Annotated in this window: 27 protein-coding genes; 24 read left to right on the top strand and 3 right to left on the bottom strand. The window is 67.2% G+C overall.

Annotation, left to right across the window (positions count from 1 at the left end):
* Positions 1–92: 92 nt before the first annotated feature.
* Genes BLT64_RS17565 through BLT64_RS17535 form a run of 7 tightly spaced genes read left to right on the top strand, consistent with a single transcriptional unit; the run spans position 93 to position 6581 of the window.
* On the top strand, positions 93–1085 hold the full coding sequence (locus tag BLT64_RS17565; RefSeq protein ID WP_011749726.1) for a TRAP transporter substrate-binding protein: 993 nt from the start codon (positions 93–95) through the stop codon (positions 1083–1085).
* A 58-nt stretch (positions 1086–1143) separates the two neighbouring features.
* The gene (locus BLT64_RS17560; RefSeq protein WP_011749727.1) at positions 1144–1650 is read left to right on the top strand and encodes a TRAP transporter small permease; all 507 of its coding nucleotides are present in this window, start codon (positions 1144–1146) and stop codon (positions 1648–1650) included.
* A complete protein-coding gene (locus BLT64_RS17555) occupies positions 1647–2930 on the top strand; it encodes a TRAP transporter large permease (protein WP_011749728.1) in 1284 nt (427 codons plus the stop codon). Before BLT64_RS17560 ends, BLT64_RS17555 begins: the two co-directional genes overlap by 4 nt.
* Complete coding sequence (locus BLT64_RS17550; protein ID WP_011749729.1) at positions 2927–4006, top strand: beta/alpha barrel domain-containing protein; 1080 nt, start codon at positions 2927–2929, stop codon at positions 4004–4006. Before BLT64_RS17555 ends, BLT64_RS17550 begins: the two co-directional genes overlap by 4 nt.
* A complete protein-coding gene (locus BLT64_RS17545; RefSeq protein ID WP_011749730.1) occupies positions 4003–4902 on the top strand; it encodes a DUF6282 family protein in 900 nt (299 codons plus the stop codon). The genes BLT64_RS17550 and BLT64_RS17545 overlap by 4 nt, the downstream gene beginning before the upstream one ends.
* Positions 4899–5648, top strand: a complete 750-nt coding sequence (locus BLT64_RS17540) for an HpcH/HpaI aldolase family protein (protein WP_011749731.1) — start codon at positions 4899–4901, stop codon at positions 5646–5648. The genes BLT64_RS17545 and BLT64_RS17540 overlap by 4 nt, the downstream gene beginning before the upstream one ends.
* 30 nt (positions 5649–5678) lie before the next feature.
* Complete coding sequence (locus tag BLT64_RS17535) at positions 5679–6581, top strand: cupin domain-containing protein (RefSeq protein ID WP_011749732.1); 903 nt, start codon at positions 5679–5681, stop codon at positions 6579–6581.
* Positions 6582–6774: 193 nt separating this feature from the next.
* Here BLT64_RS17535 and BLT64_RS17530 read toward each other — a convergent pair whose 3' ends face one another.
* The gene (locus BLT64_RS17530) at positions 6775–7248 is read right to left on the bottom strand and encodes a MarR family winged helix-turn-helix transcriptional regulator (protein ID WP_041530360.1); all 474 of its coding nucleotides are present in this window, start codon (positions 7246–7248) and stop codon (positions 6775–6777) included.
* Between the two features lie 155 nt (positions 7249–7403).
* Here BLT64_RS17530 and BLT64_RS17525 point away from each other — a divergent pair, with 155 nt between their 5' ends.
* The gene (locus tag BLT64_RS17525; protein WP_011749734.1) at positions 7404–9311 is read left to right on the top strand and encodes an FAD-binding monooxygenase; all 1908 of its coding nucleotides are present in this window, start codon (positions 7404–7406) and stop codon (positions 9309–9311) included.
* Here BLT64_RS17525 and pcaQ read toward each other — a convergent pair.
* The gene (gene pcaQ, locus BLT64_RS17520; protein ID WP_011749735.1) at positions 9308–10300 is read right to left on the bottom strand and encodes a pca operon transcription factor PcaQ; all 993 of its coding nucleotides are present in this window, start codon (positions 10298–10300) and stop codon (positions 9308–9310) included. The genes BLT64_RS17525 and pcaQ overlap by 4 nt on opposite strands.
* A 91-nt stretch (positions 10301–10391) precedes the next feature.
* On the opposite strand from pcaQ, the gene pobA reads away from it, so the two are divergent.
* The 10 genes from pobA to BLT64_RS17470 are packed head-to-tail and all read left to right on the top strand — an operon-like array spanning position 10392 to position 19243.
* Positions 10392–11561, top strand: a complete 1170-nt coding sequence (gene pobA / locus BLT64_RS17515) for a 4-hydroxybenzoate 3-monooxygenase (RefSeq protein WP_011749736.1) — start codon at positions 10392–10394, stop codon at positions 11559–11561.
* Positions 11561–12349, top strand: coding sequence for a 3-oxoadipate enol-lactonase (gene pcaD / locus BLT64_RS17510; protein ID WP_011749737.1), 789 nt, complete (start codon positions 11561–11563; stop codon positions 12347–12349). The genes pobA and pcaD overlap by 1 nt, the downstream gene beginning before the upstream one ends.
* Positions 12342–12773 carry a 4-carboxymuconolactone decarboxylase gene (gene pcaC, locus BLT64_RS17505; RefSeq protein WP_011749738.1) on the top strand — a complete coding sequence of 144 codons (432 nt, stop codon included), beginning with the start codon at positions 12342–12344 and terminating at the stop codon, positions 12771–12773. Before pcaD ends, pcaC begins: the two co-directional genes overlap by 8 nt.
* Positions 12770–13492, top strand: a complete 723-nt coding sequence (gene pcaH / locus BLT64_RS17500) for a protocatechuate 3,4-dioxygenase subunit beta (RefSeq protein ID WP_011749739.1) — start codon at positions 12770–12772, stop codon at positions 13490–13492. The genes pcaC and pcaH overlap by 4 nt, the downstream gene beginning before the upstream one ends.
* The gene (locus BLT64_RS17495) at positions 13492–14202 is read left to right on the top strand and encodes a protocatechuate 3,4-dioxygenase subunit alpha (RefSeq protein ID WP_011749740.1); all 711 of its coding nucleotides are present in this window, start codon (positions 13492–13494) and stop codon (positions 14200–14202) included. The genes pcaH and BLT64_RS17495 overlap by 1 nt, the downstream gene beginning before the upstream one ends.
* Positions 14195–15040, top strand: coding sequence for a 3-oxoadipate:acetyl-CoA acetyltransferase (locus BLT64_RS17490; protein ID WP_011749741.1), 846 nt, complete (start codon positions 14195–14197; stop codon positions 15038–15040). Before BLT64_RS17495 ends, BLT64_RS17490 begins: the two co-directional genes overlap by 8 nt.
* Positions 15040–16341 carry a lyase family protein gene (locus tag BLT64_RS17485; protein WP_011749742.1) on the top strand — a complete coding sequence of 434 codons (1302 nt, stop codon included), beginning with the start codon at positions 15040–15042 and terminating at the stop codon, positions 16339–16341. Before BLT64_RS17490 ends, BLT64_RS17485 begins: the two co-directional genes overlap by 1 nt.
* Positions 16342–16362: 21 nt before the next feature.
* Entirely contained in the window at positions 16363–17388 is a 1026-nt protein-coding gene (locus BLT64_RS17480; RefSeq protein WP_011749743.1) for a TRAP transporter substrate-binding protein, read from the top strand.
* A 17-nt stretch (positions 17389–17405) separates the two neighbouring features.
* Positions 17406–17927, top strand: a complete 522-nt coding sequence (locus BLT64_RS17475; protein ID WP_011749744.1) for a TRAP transporter small permease — start codon at positions 17406–17408, stop codon at positions 17925–17927.
* Positions 17924–19243, top strand: coding sequence for a TRAP transporter large permease (locus tag BLT64_RS17470; protein WP_011749745.1), 1320 nt, complete (start codon positions 17924–17926; stop codon positions 19241–19243). Before BLT64_RS17475 ends, BLT64_RS17470 begins: the two co-directional genes overlap by 4 nt.
* Positions 19244–19284: 41 nt before the next feature.
* Here the strand turns inward: BLT64_RS17470 and BLT64_RS17465 are convergent, their stop codons facing one another.
* Entirely contained in the window at positions 19285–20181 is an 897-nt protein-coding gene (locus BLT64_RS17465) for a LysR family transcriptional regulator (RefSeq protein WP_011749746.1), read from the bottom strand.
* Between the two features lie 121 nt (positions 20182–20302).
* On the opposite strand from BLT64_RS17465, the gene BLT64_RS17460 reads away from it, so the two are divergent.
* From BLT64_RS17460 to BLT64_RS17435, 6 genes are all read left to right on the top strand, one after another.
* Entirely contained in the window at positions 20303–21235 is a 933-nt protein-coding gene (locus tag BLT64_RS17460; RefSeq protein ID WP_011749747.1) for a VOC family protein, read from the top strand.
* 57 nt (positions 21236–21292) lie between these two features.
* Entirely contained in the window at positions 21293–21922 is a 630-nt protein-coding gene (locus tag BLT64_RS17455) for an alpha/beta hydrolase (protein ID WP_011749748.1), read from the top strand.
* Positions 21919–22167, top strand: a complete 249-nt coding sequence (locus BLT64_RS17450; protein ID WP_011749749.1) for a DUF1427 family protein — start codon at positions 21919–21921, stop codon at positions 22165–22167. Before BLT64_RS17455 ends, BLT64_RS17450 begins: the two co-directional genes overlap by 4 nt.
* A gap of 45 nt (positions 22168–22212) precedes the next feature.
* Positions 22213–22902, top strand: a complete 690-nt coding sequence (locus tag BLT64_RS17445) for a hydrolase (RefSeq protein WP_011749750.1) — start codon at positions 22213–22215, stop codon at positions 22900–22902.
* A gap of 320 nt (positions 22903–23222) precedes the next feature.
* Positions 23223–23525: a GNAT family N-acetyltransferase gene (locus tag BLT64_RS17440; protein WP_011749751.1), complete on the top strand. Its 303-nt coding sequence runs from the start codon at positions 23223–23225 to the stop codon at positions 23523–23525.
* Positions 23509–23793, top strand: coding sequence for a DoxX family protein (locus BLT64_RS17435; protein WP_049792403.1), 285 nt, complete (start codon positions 23509–23511; stop codon positions 23791–23793). Before BLT64_RS17440 ends, BLT64_RS17435 begins: the two co-directional genes overlap by 17 nt.
* The last annotated feature ends 138 nt before the right edge of the window (positions 23794–23931 follow it).

The raw sequence follows: 23931 nt of genomic DNA, 5'->3' as shown, positions 1-23931 counted from the left end.
ATTTGCTCCTCCTCTCTGTGTTGACGACTTTGCCGTGGCGTGTCAATATGAGAACAGTGTTCCCATATAGAGAACACAGGAGGAGAGAAAACATGATGAAGACTGCCGCTGCCGTCCTGGTGGGAAGCCTGCTGTCGAGTGCCGCCTGGGCCGACCCCGTCACGCTGCGCCTGGGCCATGCCGTATTCGAGCAGCATCCGATCCACGACACCGCCCTCCGCTTCAAGGAAGCGGTCGAGCGGCTGTCGGATGGCGATATCAAGATCGACATTTTCCCCTCGCGCCAGCTTGGCGACGTGAAGGAGTTGATGGAGGGCGTGCAGTTCGGCACCGTCGACATGACGGTGAACTCGACCTCGGCCTATTCGACGCTGGAGCCCTCGATCGACGCCTTCCAGCTGCCGGGCCTGATCCCCGATTACGAAGGGTTCGCGGCCATGGCGAAGACGCCCGAGGCGCGGGCGATCATGGACAGGCTGGGAAACCACATGATGGTCGCCCTGGGGGTCTATGACGGCGGGCAACGCCATTTCCTGACCGTCGGGGCGCCGGTCGAAAGCCTGGCCGACATGCATCACAAGAAGACCCGCGTCGCGCCCAACTGGATGTTTCTGGATGCGTGGCAGGCGGTGGGCGTGAACCCCACGCCGATGGCCTATGGCGAGGTCTATTCGGCGCTGGAAACCGGCACGCTGGATGCGGTCGAGATCAACCTGACCTCGATCGAGAGCGAGAAATATTACGAGATCGCCAAGGGCGTGTCGCTGACAGGCCATTACTTCTGGCCCAGCTTCCTGCTGGTCAACCAGATGAAGTTCAACTCGCTGACCCCCGAGCAGCAGGAGATCATGCGCCAGGCCGCCGACGAGATCGTCGAGCCGCAGGTGATGGCGGTCAAGGATCTGGACGAGCAGATCAAGGCCCATCTGGCCGAACTGAACATCCCGGTCGTGACGCCCTCGGATGCGTTCAGGGCCGAATTGCAGGCCGCCTTCGCCCCGGTGGTCGAGAAATACGAGGCCGCCGATCCGCTGATCGCCGATTTCGCGGCTGCGGCGAAAAAGCTGGCTCCGGCCGCTCAATAACGCACAGGCGCGCGGGCCGGTCCCGCGCCTTCCGCCTGCGTTCTCAACGGAGAAACCCATGTCCAAGCTCTGGCGCGCCTATGTCGCCGCCGTGGAAGCATTCTGCTTTGCGGGGATCGGTGCGATCCTTGTGATCGGCACCATGCAGGTCATCTGGCGCTATGTCTTCAACAGCTCGCTGTTCTGGTCGGAAGAGGCGATGCGCTATCTGATGATCTGGATCGTGATGATCGGTGCCGGTCTCAGCTATTCCCGCGGCCAGTTCCTGGGGATGCGGCTGGCGGTGGACCGCCTGCCCGAAGGCCCGCGCCGGGCCGCCAACCTGGTCTCGGCCGCGATCATCCTGGTCTTTCTGGCGGCGATCCTGTGGTTCGGCACCAGGTTCGCCTGGATGACGCGGTTCCAGACGGCGACTGCGCTGGGTTTTTCGCTGTTCTGGGTCCACATCGCGATCACCGTCGGCGCGGCGCTTCTGGCGCTGCATGTCGCGCTGAACGAATTCTTCGGCATTGCGCGGGAAGAGAAGCCCGAAGAGCACCCGATGGGCGCGGAGGAAGCGCTGTGATCTGGCTTGGCTCGATTTTCGTCCTGACGCTGGCCCTGGGCATGCCGATCGCCTTCGTGCTGGGCATCAGCGCGCTGGGTTACTTCTATTTCACCGGCCAGACGCAATTCCTGATCGTGTTGCCGCAGCGGATGCTGGCGGGAATGGACATGTTCGTGCTGCTGGCGATCCCGCTTTTCGTGCTGGCGGGCGCGATCATGGACGTGGGTGGGCTGACCCGTCGCCTGATCGGCTTTGCCAACTCGGTCGTCGGGCGATTCCGGGGCGGGTTGTCGCTGACGGCAATCTGGGGCTGCTTCCTCTTCGGCGGCGTCAGCGGATCGGCGGCGGCGGATGCCGCGGCCATCGGCACGGTGATGGTGCCGGACATGAAGCGGCAGGGCTATGACGTGGACTATTCGGCGGCGCTGATCGCGGTCTCGTCGCTGATGGCGCCGCTGGTGCCGCCCTCGATCGCCATGATCATCTACGGCGCGCTGTCGGGCACCTCGATCTCGCAACTGCTGGTCGCGGGGCTGGCGCCGGGCTTCATGCTGGCAGTGTTCCTGTCGACCTATGCAGTCTGGGTCGCGCATCGCCGCGGCTATCCCAAGGCGGCAAGGCAATCGCTGGCCGCGATCCTCCGGGGTTGCTGGCAGTCCGTCCCGGTGATGCTGCTGCCGGTCATCATTGTCGTCGGCATACGGGGCGGCATCTTCACCGCGACCGAGGCCGCCGCGGTCGCCGCGATCTATGCGCTGATCATCGCCACCGTCGTCTATCGCGCGATGAGCTGGAGATTCCTCAAGGAAGCCTTCGTCGCCACGGCGATCATCACCTCGGCGATCTATTTCCTGGTCGCGGTCGCCAACGTCGCCGGCTTCATCTTCGCCATCGAGCAACTGCCGCAAAAGACCGTCGCCCTGCTGACCGGGGTTTCGGACAACAAATACGTGATCCTGCTGATGGTGAACCTGATCCTGCTGTTCCTGGGCATGTTCCTGGACACCATCGGCGTGCTGATCCTGACGGTGCCCGCGCTGATGGCCATCGGCAACATGCTGGGGCTGGAGCCGGTGCATCTGGGGGTCATGGTGGTCTTCAACGTGCTGGTCGGCTTTGTCACCCCGCCGGTCGGGCTGTGCCTGTTCGTCATCGCCGGCGTGACCGGCCGGCCGATGGAGCGGATCGCCTACAGGGCCCTGCCGATGATCGGCATTGCGCTGGTCGTCCTGGCGCTGATCACGATCTTTCCCGAGATCTCGCTGTTCCTGCCGCGGGTGCTGGGGGTGGCGGGATGACGGATCTTTCCGTCCAGGTCGGCCGCACCCGGCTGAAGAACCCCGTCATTGCCGCATCGGGCGAGCACCTGATCGACGATGCCGGCATCCTGTCGGCCATCGCCGCCGGGGCAGGGGCGGTGGTTATGAAGTCCAGCAACGACTCGGCCGCCGCACAGCGCCAGTTGCTGCAGGCCGAATATGCCGCGCTGGATGCGTGCTGGAACCGTGTCGACTGGGGACCCGGGGCGCCGCGCGAGGCGACGCTGCTGACGCGCTCGGGGCTGACGCCGCTTGGCTTCGACGCATGGCTGGATCAGGCGCGGCGGATGGATGCGGCGGCGCGCAAGGCGGATTGCGTCCTGGTCGCCTCGGTGGTCATGGCCGGGATCGAGGATGCCGTCCGCCGCGCCCGCGCCGTCGAGGATGCCGGCCTGCGCGTCTTCGAGTTCAATATCGGCACCCCCTATGCCAGCCAGGCGGCCAAGGGTGCGGTCAGCACCGAGCTTTCGCCGGCGCGCGTGGCGGAACTGGTCGGGCAGGTGACATCGGCCGTGTCGATCCCGGTCTGGGTCAAGCTGTCGGGCCAGAGCGAGCGGGTTCCCGAACTGGTCGCGGCCGCCACCGGCGCAGGTGCGGACAGCGCCGTGATCGCCGGGCGGGCGCTGGGACTGGTGCCCGATCTGGAGACCATGCAGCCGATGCTGGGCACCAGCTGCGGCATCGGCGGCTACTGGAACCTGCCGCTGACCTGCCACTGGCTGGCGATGACCCGCGCTAGGCTGGGCGCGGGGCGGGCGCTGATCGGCATCAACGGCGCGTGCTCGGGCCGGGATGTCGCACGGATGATGCTGGCGGGCGCCTCGGCTGTGGGCCTGTCCTCGGCCGTCATGCTGCGCGGCTGGGACGTCATCCGCGATGCCGTCGCCGATCTTGATGCCTATTGCGCCCAAAAGGGCGCGAGCGCCCGCGATCTGGTCGGGCGCGCGGCCGATGCGCGCCGCAGCTTTGCCGAAATGCCGGTCCTCGATCAGGTCTGGCGCAACCATGTTCCCGCGCCGCTGGTGCCGGACGAAGAAGTCAGGAGAAACCGATGACTGCCGAACAAAGTCGCATTGACGATCTGATGAAGGGCGCGGTCGATCTGCATGTCCATTCCGGCCCCTCGCTGCATCCGCGCAAGCTGGACCATATCGCCGCCCTGCGCGAGGCCGATCAGGCCGGCATGGCCGCCGTGCTGCTCAAGGACCATTACTATCCCACCATGCCGCTGGCGACGCTGATCAACCAGAACATGGGCTTCAGGACCAGGGCCATCGGCTCGATCGTGCTGAACAATCCGCTGGGCGGGCTGAACACTTCGGCCGTGGACTATGCGCTCAAGCAGGGCGCCCGCGTGGTCTGGATGGCGACGGCCCATGCCCAGAACCACATGGAGCACGAGGCCCAGAAGCCCGGCTTCAAGTTCCCGCAGAACAGCAAGAAGACGGTCGCCCCGATCCCGCTGACCCTGACCGACGAGACCGGAGCGGTCCGCGACGAGGTCAAGCATATCCTCGACCTGATCGCCGAGGCCGATGCGGTCGTCTCGGGCGGCCACCATCACGCCCGCGAACTGCTGCCGTTCTATGAAGAGGCCAAGGCGCGGGGCGTGAAGCGCCTGTTCCTGAACCATCCGACCTATGTGAACGATTGCAGCCTTCAGGATGTCGCCCATCTGGTCGGCATGGGGGTCAAGATGGAGCATTCGGTCTGCATGTTCATCCCCTCGACCTTCAAGCTGTTCGACGAGGATCACCTGCGCGCGGTCATCGAGGCGGCGGGGGTGGACAACACCTTCTTCGGCACCGATCTGGGCCAGACCGGCAACCCGAACCCGGTCGAGGGCATGCGCCAGATGATCGCCATGCTGATCGGGCTGGGCTATTCGGATGCCGATATCCGCAAGATGACCTCGACCATCGGGGCCGAACTGGTCGGGCTTGCGGCATGAGCGGGCTGAAGGCACGGATCAACGCGGGCGAGACCGTCATCGGCACTTTCGTCAAGACGCCCGCATCCCATGTCATCGAGATCCTGGGCCTTGCCGGGCTGGATTTCGCGGTGCCCGACCAGGAACATGCGCCGCTGGACCTGGGCGCGATGGACCAGCTTGCGCTGGCCTCGCGCGCGGCCGGGCTGCCCCTGGTCGCGCGCTGCTGGGGGCAATCGCCGGCGCGGATCTCGCCGCTGCTGGACCTGGGCTGCGCGGGGGTGATGGTGCCCCATGTCGCGGATCGCGACACGGCGGAAGCCGTCGTGGCCGCGGTCAAGTTCGGTCGGGGGTCGCGCGGCCTGTCGCCGTCGCCGCGCGCCGGGAATTACGGCACCCTCGCCGCCCCCGCCTATACTGCGAAAAGCGACGCCGAAACCGTGGTGATGGTGCAGATCGAGGATAGGGCGGCGCTGGACCGGCTGGACGACATCGCCAGCGTGCCGGACGTCGATGTGCTGTTCGTCGGTCCCGCCGATCTGTCGCAGTCGCTGGGCTGCGGCTTCCCCTCGGCCGAGCTTGACGCGGCGATCATTCGCGTGATCGCGGCTGCCCGGCGCGCGGATGTCGCAGCGGGCCTGTTCGTCGGCGACGAAAGCCAGATCGCCCCCTGGCGCGAACGCGGCGTCAGCGTCTTCGTCTGCGGCTCGGATCAGGGGCTGCTGATGAAGGGCGCGCGCCGGATCATCGAGGCGGGCCGCGCCTGACGCCCGCGCTGACAGGAAAGGATTTTCGCGATGTACAAGGACAAGGATCCCCGTGCGGCCCTGTTCGCCGCGGCCTCGGCGCCGCCCCGCACCGGCCTGATCGCCGAGGAACAGCTGGCCGAGTTCGACAAGACCCCGCCGCAGGAGGATGCCGACGGCCGCAAGGTCTGGTATCAGCGCGGCTGCAATTTCGTGCTGGCCCATGCCGAGGCGCAGCCGGGCGCGGCTTTCGTCCGCGCGGGCCAGCCCGATGAATATGTCGTGCTGCTGCCCGACCATCCCGCGCTGATCGAGGCGAATGGCGAGAGTTGCGAGGTCGCCGCCAATTCCATCGTCTTCGTGCCGCCGGGCGACAGCCGGGTGACGCTGCCCGAAGGGGGCAGGGTGGTCCGGCTGTTCACCGCCGCCGCCGCGGATCTGGTCGCCCTGTGTCCCAATGCCGATGCCTATGCGGCGGGGCGTAGCCATATCCCGCCCTTCGAGCCATGGCCCGAACCCGTCGGGGGCTTCAGGATCCGCGCCTATGACCTGGACGTGAAGCCGCAGGAGGGACGTTTCGGCCGCATCTTCCGCTGCACGACCTTCATGGTGAACCTGCTTGACGTGCAGAAAGGCCCGCGCGACCCCAGGAAGCTGTCGCCCCATCACCACGACGATTTCGAGCAATGCTCGCTGGCGCTTGCCGGCAGCTTCGTCCATCACCTGCGCTGGCCCTGGACGGTGGATCGCAGCGACTGGCGCCAGGACCGGCATATCGCGGTCGGCTCGCCTTCGTCGCTGGTGATCCCACCGCCGGTCGTCCACACGACCGAAGCCAGCGGGGCGGGCGACAATGTGCTGGTGGACATCTTCTGTCCGCCGCGGCTGGATTTCTCGATGCAGGACGGCTGGGTGCTGAACGATGCCGACTATCCGGTGATCTCCCGGCGCTGAGGCAGGCGGAGCCGCCGCCTGCAACGGGCGGTCGGTTCGGCGCATCCCTTGGGACGCTGATGGCCGGTTCGGCTTTGCAGGCCTCTAGGCTTGCGCCGGCAGGTCCGCAGCCAAGGTGCCCCGCCACGGCCCATTTCGCGGATCGTCCCCGAGCGGGGCGGCCCGGCACGGCCCGCCGACCCCTATCCTCGGGCTAATCCTCTCCGCGCGCTCCGGTCCGCAGGGGCGCGCGGCTGTATTCGTTGCCGGCCTCGGTCGTCTTGCGCAGCAGCGCGACGAATGCCTCGGCCTCGGCCGGAGTCAGCCCGGCCAGCGTGCGCTGCTGCACCTCGGCGATGGCGGGGGCAAGCCGGGCCAGCGTCTGTTGCCCCGCCGCGGTCAGTTCCAGCACCCGCGCGCGGCGGTCCTGCGCGCTGATGCCGCGCGACAGCAGCCCCTTGCCCTCCAGCCGGTCCACCACCCCGCCGATGGTGACGCGATCATGCGCGATCAGCCCGGCCAGCGTCGCCTGATCCACCCCCGGATGTTCGGCCAGTGCAGCCAGGGCCGCATATTGCACCGGCGTCAGGTCCAGCCCCGCCTCGTCCATCCGGGCGGCGAAGATCGCGGTCGAGATCTGGTTCAGGCGCCGGATCAGGTGGCCCGGCAGGTCGTAAAGCGTCGTCATGGCACCGGCTCGCTTGGGTTCGTCGCAGGCTAGGCAAGTGGGCGCATGATGGCAAGCATACTTATCATATTGACTAGTGTGCTTATGATAAGTATGCATCCTATTATGCCCCGATATCCTGTCCGATGATCGGGCGAACCCAGAGGGAGGAAGGAATGCAGTTTCACCTTGACGGCTTTCGGCCCGGCGACCCGACCCATCATCCGGCCGCCACCGCGCAGGACGATCCGGCCGGGAACGGTGCGGACGTGGATGTGCTGATCGTCGGCAGCGGTCCGGCCGGGCTGACGCTGGCGGCGCAATTGGCGATGTTCCCCTCGATCCGCACCCGCATCGTCGAGCGGAAGCCGGGACCGCTGGAACTGGGCCAGGCCGACGGGATCGCCTGCCGCACGATGGAGATGTTCAACGCCTTCGGCTTTGCCGACCGGGTGATGAAGGAAGCCTATTGGGTGAACGAGGTCACCTTCTGGAAGCCGCAGGACGGCGATGGCCCGATCATGCGCCACGGCCGTATCCGCGACACCGAGGAGGGGCTTTCGGAATTTCCCCATGTCATCCTGAACCAGGCGCGGGTGCATGACTTCTATCTTGAAGCGATGCGTCACGCTCGGGCCCCGCTGCAACCGGATTACGGCCTGCAACTGGCCGATCTGACCATTCCCGACGATCCCGCGCAGCCGGTCGAGGCACGGCTGCGCCCTGTGGGGGCCGAGGACGATTCCCGCGACCAGATCGTCCGCGCCCGCTATGTCGTCGGCTGCGACGGTGCCCGCAGCCAGGTCCGCCGCCGGATCGGGCGGGACTTGCGCGGCGAGGCGGCGAACCAGGCCTGGGGCGTGATGGACGTTCTGGCCTATACCGACTTTCCCGACATCCGGCTGAAATCCGCGATCCATTCCGCGCATGAAGGCAATATCCTGATCATCCCGCGCGAAGGCGGCTATCTGGTCAGGCTTTACATCGAGCTGGACAAGCTGGCCGAGGATGAGCGCGTCGCCTCGAAGAACATCACCCGGGAAACCCTGATCGCCGCCGCGCAGCGGATCCTGCATCCCTATGTGCTGGAGGTGAAAGAGGTCGCCTGGTGGTCCGTCTATGAAATCGGCCAGCGGCTGACCGACCGTTTCGACGACCTGCCTGCCGATGCCCCCGCCTCGCGCATGCCGCGGGTGTTCATCGCCGGCGACGCCTGCCACACCCACAGTCCCAAGGCGGGGCAGGGCATGAACGTCTCGATGCAGGACAGCTTCAACCTTGGCTGGAAACTGGCGGCGGTGCTGAGCGGACAGGCCGATGCCGGGCTGCTGCGCAGCTATTCGGCCGAGCGGCAGGAGGTCGCGCGGGAACTGATCGACTTCGACCGCGAATTCGCGCGGATGTTCAGCGCCCGCCCCAAGACCGCCGAGGATGACGGCGAGGGCGTCGATCCGGCCGAGTTCCAGCGCTATTTCGTCCAGCATGGCCGTTTCACCGCCGGCACGGCGACGCGTTATCGCCGTTCGGAACTGACCGGCGCGGATACGCATCGGCATCTGGCCACCGGCTTTCCGGTCGGGATGCGCTTCCATTCGGCGCCGGTGGTGCGGCTGGCCGATGCGCGGCCCATGCAACTGGGCCATGTCGCCCAGGCGGACGGGCGCTGGCGGATCTATCTGTTCGCCGACGCGCAGGGGGTGGCGCCCGGCTCGGGGCTGGCGCGGCTTTGCGAGCGGCTGGACCGGGAGGGCTCGGTCCTGCGGCGCCATACCCCCGCGGGCGCGAATCCCGATGCGGTGTTCGACATCCGCGCGGTGTTGCAGCAGCCCCACCAGTCGCTGTCGATGGACGACCTGCCGGGGCTGCTGTGGCCGCGCAAGGGTCGCCACGGGCTGCGCGACTATGAAAAGGCGTTCTGCGCCGATCCGGCCGCGGGCGACATCTTCGATCTGCGCGGCATCGACCGCGAGCGGGGCTGCATGGTGGTGGTGCGCCCCGACCAATATGTCGCCCAGGTCCTGCCGCTGGAGGATGACGCGACGCTGGGCGAATATTTCGCGGGCGTGCTGCGGCTGGCGGGCTAGGTCGCGGTGCGGCGGCCGGCCTTGCCTGCGTCCTGGCCGCGGGTCGGGCCGGCATCTGCCGGTCCCGGCCCTGGTCGCGGCCCGAAGCCGTCGGCGATCACCCGCATCACCGCCTGACGGAACAACAGCTGGGCATTGGTCTCGGGCTGGCTGGCGCGGGTCATCAGCCCGACCGGACCCTGCGTCAGCGTCGTGTCCAGGGGCAGCCGCACCAGCCGCCCCTCGGCGATCTCGCGCGCCACCACCCCGGCCGAGATGAACCAAACCGCATCGCCCTGCCGGGTAAAGACGCGGCCGAATGCATCCGAGACGGTCTCGATCCGCCGGGCGGGGCGCAGGATGCCATGCGCGATCAGCAGCCGTTCCACGAAAGGGTGGATCGCGGCGGTCTCGGTCGGGTAGATCACCGGATAATCGCCGATCCGGCGCAGGTCGGGATCGGACAGGATCGGATGGCCGGGCCGGACCACAACCGCAACATCCTCCAGGTAAAGCTGGGTGAAGCTCAGCCCCTGCATGGTTTCGGGCGCACCCAGCCGGCCGATCACCACGTCAAGGTCGTCCGAACGCAGCAATCCCATCAGATGCCCATGCCCGCCATCCGCGATGGACAGCCGCAGATGCGGCGCGGTCTGCTGCAGTTCGGCGACCACCTCGGGCATCAGCCGCGCCAAGACCGAAGGCAGCGCCCCGACCCGCAGGGACAGCTCGGCCGCCTGCACCTCGCCGGAAATTCCCGCCAGCCCCTGCGACAGCGCTGACAGCGCGTTCAGCGCATAGCCGTGGAAGAATTCGCCCTGCGCGGTCAGCGCCACGCCGCGCCGGCTGCGGGTCATCAGCCTTGCTCCGACGATCTCCTCCAGCTCGGCGATGGTGCGCGAAATCGCCGGTTGGGTCAGATACAGCGCCTCGGCCGCACGCTTGAGATTGCCCTGGCGGACGATCTCGACAAAGGCCTGCACATGTCTCAGCCGGATCCTGCGCTCCAATACTTGCCGTTTCTGATAATCGTCAAACCCGATTACTCATTTTACTTGCGGTGCGTGACAGGTCAAGTTCGGCGACAGAGGGAGGACTGTCATGCGCACTCAGGTCGTTATCATCGGTGGCGGGCCGTCGGGGCTGCTTCTGGGCCAGCTTCTGCACCGCAAGGGCATCGAGGCGGTGGTGCTGGAGCGCAAGACGCGGGACTATGTGCTGGGCCGCATCCGGGCCGGCGTGCTGGAGACCGGCCTTGTCCGGCTGATGGAGGAAGCGGGCGTCTCCGACCGGCTGCACCGCGAGGGCTTCGTTCATGACGGCACCCAGATCGCCTGGGACGGCGGCATGTTCCACATCGACTTCAAGCAGCTGACCGGCACGCCGGTGGTGGTCTATGGCCAGACCGAGGTGACGCGCGATCTTTACGACGCGCGCGAGGCCGCAGGCGCGCAGACCATCTTCGAGGTCGAGGACGTGGTGATCCACGATGCCGACAGCGACCGCCCGCATGTGACCTATACCCGCGCCGGGCAAGGCCGCCGCATCGATTGCGATTTCGTCGCCGGCTGCGACGGGTTCCACGGCATCAGCCGGCAGACCATCCCGCTGGACGTCCGGCGCGAATACGAAAAGACCTATCCCTTCGGCTGGCTGGGCATCCTGTCGGAAACGCCCCCGGTCCACGAGGAACTGATCTACACCAGTTCCGACCGCGGCTTTGCCCTGTGCTCCATGCGCAACGCCAACCTGTCGCGCTATTACATCCAATGCGCGCTGTCGGACCATACCAGCGACTGGACCGACGCCGCCTTCTGGGACGAGCTTCGCCGCCGCCTGCCCGAAGACGTGGCCGACCGGCTGGTCACGGGGCCCTCGATCGAGAAATCCATCGCGCCGCTGCGCTCGTTCGTGACCGAGCCGATGCGCTGGGGCCGGCTGTTCCTGTGCGGCGACGCCGCCCATATCGTGCCGCCGACCGGCGCCAAGGGGCTGAACACGGCGGCCAGCGACGTGCAATACCTGTATAACGGGCTGGTGCAATATTACCGGGACAAGGACAGCGAGGGCATCGACCGCTATTCCGAAAAGGCGCTGCTGCGCGTGTGGAAGGCCGAACGCTTCAGCTGGTGGTTCAGCGGCCTGCTGCACCGCTATCCCCACCAGAGCCCGTTCGACCTGAAGATGCAAAAGGCCGATATCGCCTTCCTGCGCGACAACGAATCGCAGCAGCGCGCATTCGCCGAAAACTATGTGGGGTTGCCTTACTGATGCGGACGATCATGGCAAACGGCGCGGATCTGCATGTCGCGGTGTCGGGACCGGAAACCGGGCCGGCGGTGGTCTTTGCGAATTCGCTGGGCACCGACCTGCGGGTCTGGGACGGGCTGATCCCGCATCTGGCGCCGGGCCTGCGGCTGGTGCGCTATGACAAGCGCGGCCACGGGCTGTCCCAGGAAACGTCCGGCCCCTACGGCATCGAGATGCTGGCCGACGACGCCGCGGCGCTGATCTCGGCGCTGGGGCTGGGGCGGGTGGTCTTCGTGGGCCTGTCCATCGGCGGGCTGATCGGCCTGTCGCTGGCCGCCCGCCATCCGGGCCTGCTGGCGGGGCTGGTGGTGTCGAACTCGGCCGCCAGGATCGGCGATGCGGCGATGTGGAACGCCCGGATCCAGGCGATCCGCGACGAGGGGCTGGCCAGTATCGCGGCGCCGACGATGGAGCGCTGGTTCTCGCCCGCCTTCCGGGCCAAGGGGCTTGACGCGCCTTGGCGCCGGATGCTCGCCCGACAGCCGCAGGGGGGCTATGTCGCCTGCTGCCAGGCCATTGCCGGGGCCGACCTGACCGATGCGGCCCGTGCGCTGGACCTGCCGGTGCAGGTGATCGCGGGCGGGCTGGACGGCTCGACCCCGCCGGATCTGGTGCAGGCCACCGCCGCGCTGATCCCCGGCGCGCGCTTCGACCTGATCGCGGATGCCGCGCATATTCCCTGCGTGGAGGCGCCCGCCGCCCATGCGGCCATCCTCAACCGTTTTTTCAAGGACATCGGCCATGTCTGATTGCCCCGTCCCCGACCATGGCGTCCCCGACCATCCCGTCCCCGACCGCCATGCGACCGGCATGAAAACCCGCCGCGAGGTGCTGGGTGATACGCATGTGGACCGGGCCGAAGAGCAGACCTCGGATCTCGACCGGCCGTTCCAGGACCTGATCACGATATCCGCCTGGGGCACGGTCTGGGCCTCGGACGGCATCAGCCGGCGCGAGCGTTCCATGCTGACGCTGGCGCTGCTGGCGGCGACCGGCAACTGGGAGGAGATCCCCATGCATATCCGCGCCACCGCCCGCACCGGAGCCAGCCGGCGCGACGTCGTCGAGGCGTTCCAGCATGTCGCCATCTATTGCGGCGTGCCCAGGGCGAACCACGCGCTGAAACTGGCCAAGCAGACCTTTGCCGAGATGGAAGAGGAGGAGAGCCGATGACCCCCGCCGAGTATTACCAGCGCGACCGGCGCATCCACCCGCCGGCTTTGACGCCGGATTACAAGACCTCGGTCGCGCGCAGCCCGCGCTTCAGCCTGATCAGCCTGCAAGGCTCGATGTCGGAGATCACCGGCCCGACCTTCGGCCATGGCGACATCAGCCCGATCGACAACGACCTGATCAAGAACTACGCCAAGGACGGCGACCCCATCGGGGAACGCATCATCGTCCATGGCCGCGTGCTGGACGAAAATGCCCGGCCCGTGCCCGACACGCTGGTCGAGGTGTGGCAGGCCAATGCCGGCGGCCGCTATCGCCACAAGAAGGACAGCTATCTGGCCCCCATCGACCCCAATTTCGGCGGCTGCGGGCGCACCATCACCGATGCGGACGGCTATTACTTCTTTCGCACCATCAAGCCCGGCGCCTATCCTTGGCGCAACTGGGTCAACAACTGGCGCCCGGCGCATATCCATGTCTCGGTCTTCGGCCATGCCTTCTGCCAGCGGCTGATCACCCAGCTTTACTTCGAGGGCGACCCGCTGATCCCGATCTGCCCCATCGTGCAGACCATCCCGGACCCCGAGGCCGTCGACCGCCTGACCGCGAAGCTGGACATGAACGCCACGGTGCCGCTGGACAGCATCGCCTATCGTTTCGACATCGTGCTGCGCGGGCGCCGCTCGACCATGTTCGAGAACCGGCTGGAGGGGAACTGATGAAGGTTGTCGATGCACGGGCCAACCGCCCGCAATACCTGCAGGAAACCGCGTCGCAGACCGCCGGCCCCTATGTCCATATCGGGCTGGCGCCGGGGGCGGCGGGCTTTCGGATCTTCGACCGCGAACTGGGCTGGGACATTGCCGGACCCAATGCCGCGGGCGAACGCATCCGGGTCGAGGGCGTGGTGATCGACGGCACCGGCAGCCCGGTCAAGGACGTGCTGATCGAGGTCTGGCAGGCCAATGCCGCCGGCATCTATGCCCATCCCGAGGCGGGCGGCGAGGTCGAGGAGGGCTTTCGCGGCTGGGGCAGGGTCATCACCGATTTCGAGACCGGCGAATGGGGCTTTGACACCGTCAAGCCGGGCCCGGTCAGGGCACGGGCCCGCATGGAATCGGGCGTCAGCCAGCGGGTGCGCGACAGCCATCCCGACTGGCAGGGCCGCGCGCAGGAGGACGCGGCCCCGATGGCGCCGCACCTGAACCTGTGGATCGTTGCCCGGGGCATCAATATCGGCCTGAACACTCGGATATATTTCGACGACGAGGCTCCGGCCAACGCCACCGATCCGGTGCTGAACCTGATCGAATGGGAACGCCGCCGCGCCACGCTGATCGCGAAACGCACCATGCGCGACGGTGTCCCGGTCTATCGCTTCGACATTCGCCTGCAGGGCGAGGACGAGACGGTGTTCTTCGATGTCTGACCCGGCCGGCAAACCCTGCATCATCTGCGTCGCCATCACCGGCAGCCTGCCGACCAAGGAAAACAACCCGGCGGTGCCGATCACCTTGGCCGAACAGGTCGAATCGACGCATGAGGCGTTCGAGGCCGGCGCCTCGATCGCCCATTGCCATGTCCGCGACGACGAGGGGCGCCCGACCAGCGACCCGGACCGCTTCGCCGCACTGAAGGAAGGGCTGGAGAGGCATTGCCCCGGCATGATCGTCCAGCTTTCGACCGGCGGGCGGTCGGGGGCGGGGCAGGCGCGGGGGGCCATGCTGCCGCTTTGTCCCGACATGGCGTCCTTGTCCGTGGGGTCCAACAACTTCCCGACCCGGGTCTATGAAAACCCGCCGGACCTGGTGGACTGGCTGGCCGCCGAGATGCTGAAATACGACATCAAGCCGGAAATCGAGGCGTTCGACCTGTCCCATATCCTGCAAGCGAAAAGGATGGCCGGGGACGGGCGGCTGGCCGGCACCCCCTATGTGCAATTCGTGATGGGGGTCAGGAACGCCATGCCCGCCGACCGCGACGTCTTCGACTATTACATCCATACGGTCAGGCGGCTCTTCGGCGAGGACGCGCCCTGGTGCGCGGCCGGGATCGGGCCGAGCCAGATCGTGCTGAACGAATGGGCGATCTCCTCGGGCGGGCACGCACGCACCGGGCTCGAGGACAACGTGCGGCTGGACCGGGACCGGCTGGCGCCCTCGAATGCCGCGCTGGTCGGCCGTGCGGTCGAACTGTGCGAGAAATACGAACGCCCCGTCGCGACATGGCGGCAGGCGCGGCAGATCCTTGGGCTGCGGATGGTCTGATGGCGGTGGGCACCTTGTTCGGACAGCTTTACGGCGACGACGAGATGGCAGCGATCCTGTCGGATCGCTCGGCCATCCTGGCCATGCTGCGGGTCGAGGTCGCATTGGCCCGCGCGCAGGCCGATCTGGGGGCGATCCCGGCGGCGGCGGCCGAGGTGATCGCCAAGGCGGCGGAGGCACTGGACCCCGACCCGGCGGAACTGGCCGCGGCGGTGGCCCGGGCCGGCATTACCGCGCAGCCGGTCATCGCGGCGCTGAAATCCGCGGCGGGCGAGGCCGGGGCATTCGCCCATTACGGCGCCACCTCGCAGGACATCGTGGACACGGCGCTGGCGCTGCAACTGGTGGCGGCGCTGGACCTGTTGGGCGGGCGGCTGGACCGACTGACGGCGCTGCTGGTGCAGAAGGCCGCCGATCATGCCGACCTGCCGATCCCGGCGCGCACCCGCCACCAGATCGCCGCACCGACCACGCTGGGCGCCAAGATCGCGGTCTGGCACGGGATGGCGGCGCGCAACCGGCAACGGCTGGACGAGCTGCGGCCGCGGCTGCTGCTGGTCTCGCTGCACGGTGCGGCGGGGACCGAGGCGGCGCTGGCCGGCCACGGCCCGGCGCTGCGCGCCTCGATGGCGGCGGCGCTGGGGCTGGGGGTGCCGGCGGGGCCCTGGCACGCGGCCCGCGACGGCATCGCGGAACTGGCGGGATGGCTGTCGCTGGTCACGGGCGCGCTTGGCAAGATGGGCCTTGACCTGGTGCAGCTTGGCCAAAGCGAAATCGCCGAGGTTGCGGCCGGGGCAGGGGGCGGCTCGTCCACCATGCCGCAAAAGCAGAACCCCGTTGCGGCCGAGGCGCTGGCGACGCTGGCGCGGCTGAATGCCGGCGATCTGGCGGGGATGCATCAGGCGCTGGTCCATGCGCAGGAACGCGACGGCATCGCGCTGGGGCTGGAATGGAACCTGCTGCCGGGAATGCTGGAACGCTCGGCCGCGGCGCTGCGGATCGCTTGCGATCTGGCCGGAACGCTGGTTCCCCGGCCCGACCGTATCGCCGCCACATTCGCCGCCGACCGCGGACGGATGGCGGCCGAGGCCGCAGGCTTTCTGCTGGCCCAGACCCTGCCCCGCGCCGAGGCGCTGCGGATCGTGGCGCAGGCGCTGGCGCAGGTCGCCGGGGGCGAGGCGCCCACGCTGGCCGATGCGCTGGCGCGGCTTGCGCCCGGCCGGGACTGGGCCGAGGCGCTGCGGCCCGAAAACCTGACCGGCGCCGCGCCAGACCAGGCGCGCGCCGCACGACCGATCTGAACAACGCAACGGGAGGAAACCATGAAAACCCTGATCCTGTCGGCCATCGCCTCGCTTTCGCTGGGCGGCGCGGCCTTTGCCGCCGATGTGACGCTGCGCGTCCATCACTTCCTGTCGGCCGATGCGCCGCTGCAAACCGAGATCCTGATCCCCTGGGAAAAGGCCGTCGAGGAACAGTCGGGCGGCCGCATCGACGTGCAACTGTTTCCCTCGATGCAATTGGGAGGCAAGCCGCCGCAGCTGTTCGACCAGGCCCGCGACGGCATCGTGGACATTTCCTGGACGCTGCTGGGCTACACGCCCGGCCGCTTCCCCGTGGCCGAGGTGTTCGAGCTGCCCTTCATGTCCGGCACCGCCGTCCAGACCACCGCCGCGCTGCAAGACTTCCAGGCGAAATACCTGGGCGACGAGATGGGGCAGGTGAAGCCGCTCTTGCTGCATGCCCCGGCGGGCTACAAGTTCCACATGCGCAGCGGCCCGATCACCTCGCTGGCCGACCTCAAGGGCAAGAAGATCCGCGCCCCCTCGCGCGCGATGACCGATGCGCTGAACGCGCTGGGCGCCACTGCGGTGGGCATGCCGGTGCCCGAGGTCGCTCAGGCCCTGACCACCGGCGTGATCGACGGCGCCCAGATCCCGTGGGAGGTCGTGGGCTCGCTGCGGGTCAACGAGATCACCAACGCCCATAGCGAAATCGGGGTCGAGAACGGCGGCGTTTCCACCGCGGTCATGGCGCTGGTGATGAACCGGGCGAAATACGACAGCCTGCCCGACGACCTGAAAAAGGTGATCGACGACAATTCCGGTGCCAACCTGGCGGTGCTGGCCGGCGAGGCCCTGGACCGGGTCGAGGCCGAGGAACGGCAGAAAGCCCTGGACGCTGGCGCGCAGATCAACGTGATCCCGGCCGAGCAGATGGAGGAATGGCGCAGCGCGGTGCAGCCGGTGGTGGACGGTTGGGTCAAGGCCATGGACGGCCGCGGCCTGGACGGACAGGCGATGCTGGACGACGCGCGCGCCATGCTGGCCGCGGCCGGCGCCGAGTAAGGGGAGGCGAGGGCGACATGACCGAAGCCGAACCCCTGACCGAACAGCCCCATCCGGTGCCGGTGCCCGGCTGGCTGGTCGCCCTCTGCCGCTGGTTTGCCGCCATCGGGGGCGTGGCGCTGCTGGCGATGATGCTGATGACCGTGGCCAGCGTCGGGCTGCGATCCGTCCTGGGCTGGCCGATCCCCGGCGATTTCGAGCTGGTCGAGGTTCTTTCGGCCATCACCATCTTCTGCTTCCTGCCCTGGTGCCAGGTCATAGGCGGCAACGTGCTGGTCGATTTCTTCACCATGAAGGCCGGCCCGCGCACCAACCACGCGCTGGAGGCGCTGGGCGACCTGGTCTACCTGGCGATCGGGGTGCTGCTGACCTGGCGGCTGTGGCACGGGGCGGTGGATTTCTACAGTTATGGGGAACAGACCATGGTGCTGCGCATCCCGATCTGGTGGAGCTTCATCATCGCCATGCCGGCGATGGCACTGCTGATCGTGACGACCTTCTTTACCCTGATCGGCCATGTCGGAAAGGCGCGCGCATGACCGGGATCGCCGCCGGGCTGACGGGTTTCGGGGTATTGCTGGCGCTGATGGCCATCCGCATCCCCATCGCGGTCGCGATGCTTGCGACGGGCATCGTGGGATACGGGCTGGTCAGCGGGTGGATGCCGCTGCTCGCCTTTCTCAAGACCAATACCTATTACCAGTTCTCCACCTATTCGCTGTCGGTGATCCCGCTTTTCGTGCTGATGGGCGAATTCGCCACCCATGCGGGGATGAGCCGGGCGCTTTACCGCGCCGCCGCGGCCTTCATGGGGCATCTGCGCGGCGGGCTGGCCATGGCCTCGATCGGGGGTTGCGCGGCCTTCGGGGCGATCTGCGGGTCGTCCCTGGCGACGGCGGCGACCATGGGCCAGGTCGCCCTGCCCGAGATGAAGCGCTATAACTACTCGGGCGCGCTGGCCACCGGCTCGCTGGCCGCGGGCGGCACGATGGGCATCCTGATCCCGCCCTCGGTGATCCTGGTGCTTTACGCGCTGATGACCGAACAAAGCATCGCCAAGATGTTCGTCGCGGCCATGGTGCCCGGCGTGATCGCGGCGCTGGGCTACATGCTGGCGGTCGCCATCTTCGTGCGCCGCCGCCCCGAGGCCGGCCCGGCCGGGCCCCGCGCCAGCTGGTCCGAGCGATTGGCGTCGCTGAAGGAAACCTGGTCGATCATCCTGATCTTCGCGCTGGTGATCGTCGGCATGTATCGCGGCTGGTTCACGCCAACCGAGGCCGCAGCGGTCGGCGCCTTCGGTGCCTTCGTGCTGGCGGTTCTGCATGGCGGGCTGCGGCTGAAGGGGCTGATCGATTGCCTGCAGGGCACGGCGCGGACCTCGGCCATGATCTTCCTGATCATGCTGGGTGCCGAGATGTTCAACGCCTTCCTTTCGGCCACGCAGACGCCGATGCTTGCCTCGCAGATGATCGTCGAGGCGGGGCTGTCGCCGATGATGGTGCTGGTCGCCATCCTGCTTTTGTATCTGGCGATGGGCTGCGTGATGGATTCCATGTCCATGCTGCTGCTGACCATCCCGATCTTTTATCCGATCATCGCCGGGCTGGATTTCGGCATGGGCCGCGAGGATACGCTGATCTGGTTCGGCATCCTGGCGGTCGTCGTGGTCGAGGTCGGGTTGATCACCCCTCCGGTCGGGATGAACGTCTTTGTCATCAACGCCATGGCCAAGGACGTGCCGATGTGGGAAAGCTTCAAGGGGGTCATGCCCTTCCTGATCTCGGACCTGCTGCGGATCGTGCTGCTGGTCGCCTTTCCGGCGATCACCCTGGGACTGGTGCGGGCGCTGGGATAGGCGCCCGCCCTGGCCGGCTGGGCCACAGCCGGCCATATGCATCATAGCGTGGTGACCAGTGCGGGGATCTGACGCTCGAAGAAATCCGAGAACGCGGCGATCCTGGGCGGCAGCTTCTGGTAGGGCGGATAATAGAGCGTCAGCCAGATCTGCGGCGGCGTCCAGTCGGGCAGGATCTGCACCAGCCGCCCGCTGCGCAGGTATTGCGCCAGGATGAAGACCGGCAGCAGCACCACGCCCGCGCCATCGGCCGCCATATGCGCCAGCAGATCGCCGTTATTCGCGCTGATGGACCGCCCCGCCGCGATGGTGACCGAGGCATTCCCGTCCGAGAGCTGCCAGTTTTCCCGGTGACTGTCCGCGCTGTAGGCCAGGCAATCGCCGGGCGACAACTCGTTGGGATGCTTGACCTCGGCATGCGGCGTGCCCGGCGCCGCGACCAGCAAGCGCTTGACCGGGCAGATCTTGCGCCAGATCGTGAACTTGTCCGAAGGCGCGGCGGAGATGCGGATCGCCAGGTCGAAATCCTCCTCGACCATGTCGAGGAAACGGTCGGTCAGCCGGATCTCCACGTCGATCCTGGGATAAAGGTCGCGAAAGCCGCACAGGATCTGCGGCAGCACCCGTTGCCCCAGCGACATCGGCGCATTGATGCGCAGCCGGCCCTCGTCGGCCTTGTGTGCATTGGCCATTTCCGTGCGCGCGGCCTCCAGCGCCTCGACGGCCTGCTCGATGCGCGAGGCGAAGATCGCCCCGTCCCCCGTTAGCGAGACCTGCCGCGTCGTGCGCACGAAAAGCTGCACGCCCAGCATGTCCTCGAGTGCCGCGATGGTGCGCGTGACCGAGGCCGGGGTCATGTCCAGTTCCCGCGCGACCTGCGCGAAGTTCCGCTTTTCCGCGGCCAGCAGAAAGGTCTTCAGGGCTTTGAGCTCGTTCATGGCGATTATTACGTCCAGCGCAATACATTCGAGATTAATGGCGCAATTCTCTGCAAGTATCAACGGGTCTAGATTGGCTGCAACGGATCGAACGGCGGCAAAACCGCAGAAAGGCAAGATCATGCTCGATCAGATCAAGGGCCTGCATCACGTCACGTCGATGGCTGCGGATGCCCGGCAGAACAACGCCTTCTTCACCGATACGCTGGGCCTGCGCCGGGTGAAGAAGACGGTGAACTTCGATGAGCCCAGCGTCTATCACCTCTATTACGGCGACGAGGTCGGCACGCCCGGCTCGGTGATGACGTATTTCCCCTTTCCGGATCTGATGCGCGGCCGGCCCGGCGTCGGAGAGGTGGGCGAGACCCAGTTCTCGGTGCCCAAGGGGGCGCTGGGTTTCTGGCAGGACCGGCTGGCGGCCAAGGGGGTGACCGGGCTGGAACTGGACAAGACCTTCGGCGCCGAACGCCTGCGTTTTCAGGGGCCTGACGGCGACGGGTTCGCGCTGATCGAAAGTGTCGACGACCTGCGCACGCCCTGGACCGAAGGCGGCATCGCCGAGGAGGCCGCCATCCGTGGCTTCAGCGGCGCAAGGCTGCGGCTGCACGATACCGCGGCGACGGCGGAACTGCTGGGCTTCATGGGCTATCAGCGCGCCGGGGCCGAGGGCGACGTGACCCGCTTCGTCATTCCCGGCGGGAACGGTGCCGACGTGATCGACCTAGAGGCGCTGCCGCAGGCGCAATTCGCCCGGCAGGGGGCCGGCTCGGTGCACCACATCGCCTTTGCCGTTCCGGATCGGGCGGCTCAGCTTCAGGTGCGCAAGGCGCTGATGGATACCGGCTACCAGGTCACGCCGGTGATCGACCGCGACTATTTCTGGGCGATCTATTTCCGCACGCCCGGCGGCGTGTTGTTCGAGATCGCCACCAACGAGCCCGGCTTCGATCGGGACGAGGATACGGCCCATCTGGGCGAGGCGCTGAAGCTGCCGACCCGCTACGAACCCTATCGCGACAAGATCGAGGCGCATCTGGTTTCCCTCGCCGCCTGAGCCCCGGTCTTTCCCGGAGCGCAACGCTCCGGGGTCCATGATGGAAGGAGAGTTCGCATGGCAGAAAGCACCTATCACAGCTACCTGCACGAGGGCCGGCCGGACAGCCCGGTCGTCCTTGCCCTGCACGGCACCGGCGGGGATGAACACCAGTTCGTCCAGTTGGTGCGACACGCCTTGCCCGATGCCGGCCTTGTGGCCCCGCGCGGCGACGTCCTGGAATACGGTGCCAACCGCTTTTTCCGTCGCACCGGCGAAGGCGTCTACGACATGCAGGATCTGGCCTTCCGCACCGAGAAAATGCTGGGTTTCGTCCAGGATGTCCGGGGCCGGTTTCCCGGCCGCCCGCTCTATGCGTTCGGCTATTCCAACGGTGCGAACATCCTTGCCGCCATGCTGTTCAAGCGGCCGGACCTGTTCGACCGGGCCGCGCTTCTGCATCCCCTGATCCCGTGGGTGCCCGATCCGCAGCCCGGCTTGGCCGGCCTGCCGATCCTGGTCGGCATCGGCCTGAACGATCCGATCTGCCCGCTGCCGCTGTCGCACCGGCTGATCGACTGGCTGGTGGATCAGGGCGCGGACGTCGATGTCGAGGCCAGCCCGGGCGGCCACCAGCTTCACCCGGCCGAGATCGGCGGCCTGATGCGCCTTTTGCGCGCCGCCCCGCAATCGGAGATGCAGGCATGAGCAATCTTCAACCCTATCTGCTGTCCCTGGTCGTGGGCCTGGGAATCGGCGTGCTCTACGGCCTGCTGTCGGTCCGCTCTCCCGCCCCGCCGATCATCGCCCTTCTGGGCCTGCTGGGGATGCTGGCGGGAGAGGCGGGCGTGCAATGGCTCAGGGGCCACAAGAATTTCGTGCAGTCCTGCCTGCATGAAAAATCCTTCGCGCTTCATGCCGATGACAAGGCGAAGGAGCATGATGCCGCCTGAGCGCATCCTGCATCCCCATCAATCCCATTCTTCAGGAGGAACTCCATGTCCAGCAAGCTCGACGTCCTGACCCCGCAGAACAGTCAGGTGATCTTCATCGACCACCAGCCGCAGATGGCTTTCGGCGTGCAGTCGATCGACCGGCAGGCGCTCAAGAACAATACCGTGGCGCTGGCCAAGGCGGCCAGGGTCTTTGGCGTGCCGGTGACCATCACCACGGTCGAGACCGACGGCTTTTCGGGGCCGACCTACCCGGAACTGCTCGATGTCTTTCCCGACGCCCCGCTGCTGGAGCGGACGTCGATGAATTCCTGGGACGACCTCAAGGTGCGCGAGGCGTTGGCTAGGGGCGCCGCCGAGGGGCGCAGGAAGATCGTCGTCTCGGGGCTCTGGACCGAGGTCTGCAACCTGACCTTTGCGCTCTCCTGCCTGAAGGATACCGACTACGAGATCTACATGGTCGCCGATGCCTCGGGCGGCACCTCGGTCGATGCGCACAAATATGCCATGGATCGCATGGTCCAGGTCGGCGTCGTGCCGGTGACCTGGCAGCAGGTGCTGCTGGAATGGCAGCGCGACTGGGCCCGCAAGGAAACCTACGACGCGACGCTCGCCATCGTCAGGGAGCATTCCGGCGCCTATGGCATGGGCGTGGATTACGCCTATACCATGGTTCACAAGGCCCCCTCGCGCAGCATCCACGACGCGCCGCGCCTTGATCCCAAGCCCGCATGAGGCATGGGCGCGGGGAGGCGGCGGCCAGCCATGTCCCCGCGCCGCAAGAGCCCCATGCGGAACTGGTCGTCACCGGTTTTTCCGATGATGCCGTCATGGCCTATTACCCGGCCATTCCCAGGGGAACCAGAAGCGGGAAGGCCATGCAGGCCCTTGGTCGAGCGCCTTGTCGCGGACGCTCGGGAAAGGAACCGGCAGATCGTCTTGCCTTGCCCCTTCGTCCGGCGCCAATGCGCCGGGCGCCCGGAAGCGGAAACCATGGCCGGACGCACCCGAGCGACGCCGCGTCGGCCAGCTAAGCGAAAACAAGGATTGGAACCATGTCCCGGAACATCGTGCAGATTTCCTATGAAGACCAGGATCGCAAGGGCCGCTATGTGGCCCGCATCGAGGGGGTGGAGGGCGAAGGCGAGCTGACCATCTCGAAAGTGTCGGACGTGCTCATCATTGCCGACCACACCTATGTTCCCGATACGATGCGGGGCAGCGGCGCGGCCTCGGCGCTGGTGAACCGGCTCATCGAGGATGCCCGTGCCAAGGGGCAGCGGATCGTGCCGCTGTGCCCCTTCGTGCGCGCGCAGTCCCTTCGCCATCCGGAATGGTCCGATGTCATCCAGAACTGACCCCGCCGGCCCGGTCAAGTTCATCGCGCTGGAACTGATCGCCTCGGCCATGATCCTGACCGGATTCCGGCGTTGGCTGGGCGCGCTGGCGCTTGCCGGCTTCACGCTGGCGGCCACCATGATCGCGTTGCGTTACTGGCAACTGCCCGCCGGGCAAGAGCGGTTCATGGCCGCCAATTCCTTCTACGAACATCTGGGTCTGGCCGGGGGCTTCCTGCTGGTGGCCTGGCTGGACCCGACCGAAAGGGCGCAAGGGGCAAGGGCATGAAGCTGGCCCTTTCGCGTCCTCCCGGCCACGGGGGGCGGGCCTTGCCGGTCTGGCGCGCCACGGCCTGCTCGTCGGGCATGTGACGCCCGCTGCCTGACCCCGGCCGGCCCGCCCTCACCGACCCGGGCCATTTCCCGC

Origin of the sequence: Paracoccus denitrificans (assembly GCF_900100045.1) — a bacterium.
GTDB lineage: Bacteria > Pseudomonadota > Alphaproteobacteria > Rhodobacterales > Rhodobacteraceae > Paracoccus > Paracoccus denitrificans.
Note: the sequence above shows the minus strand (reverse complement) of the source record. Positions and strands in the feature narration are given on the sequence as shown.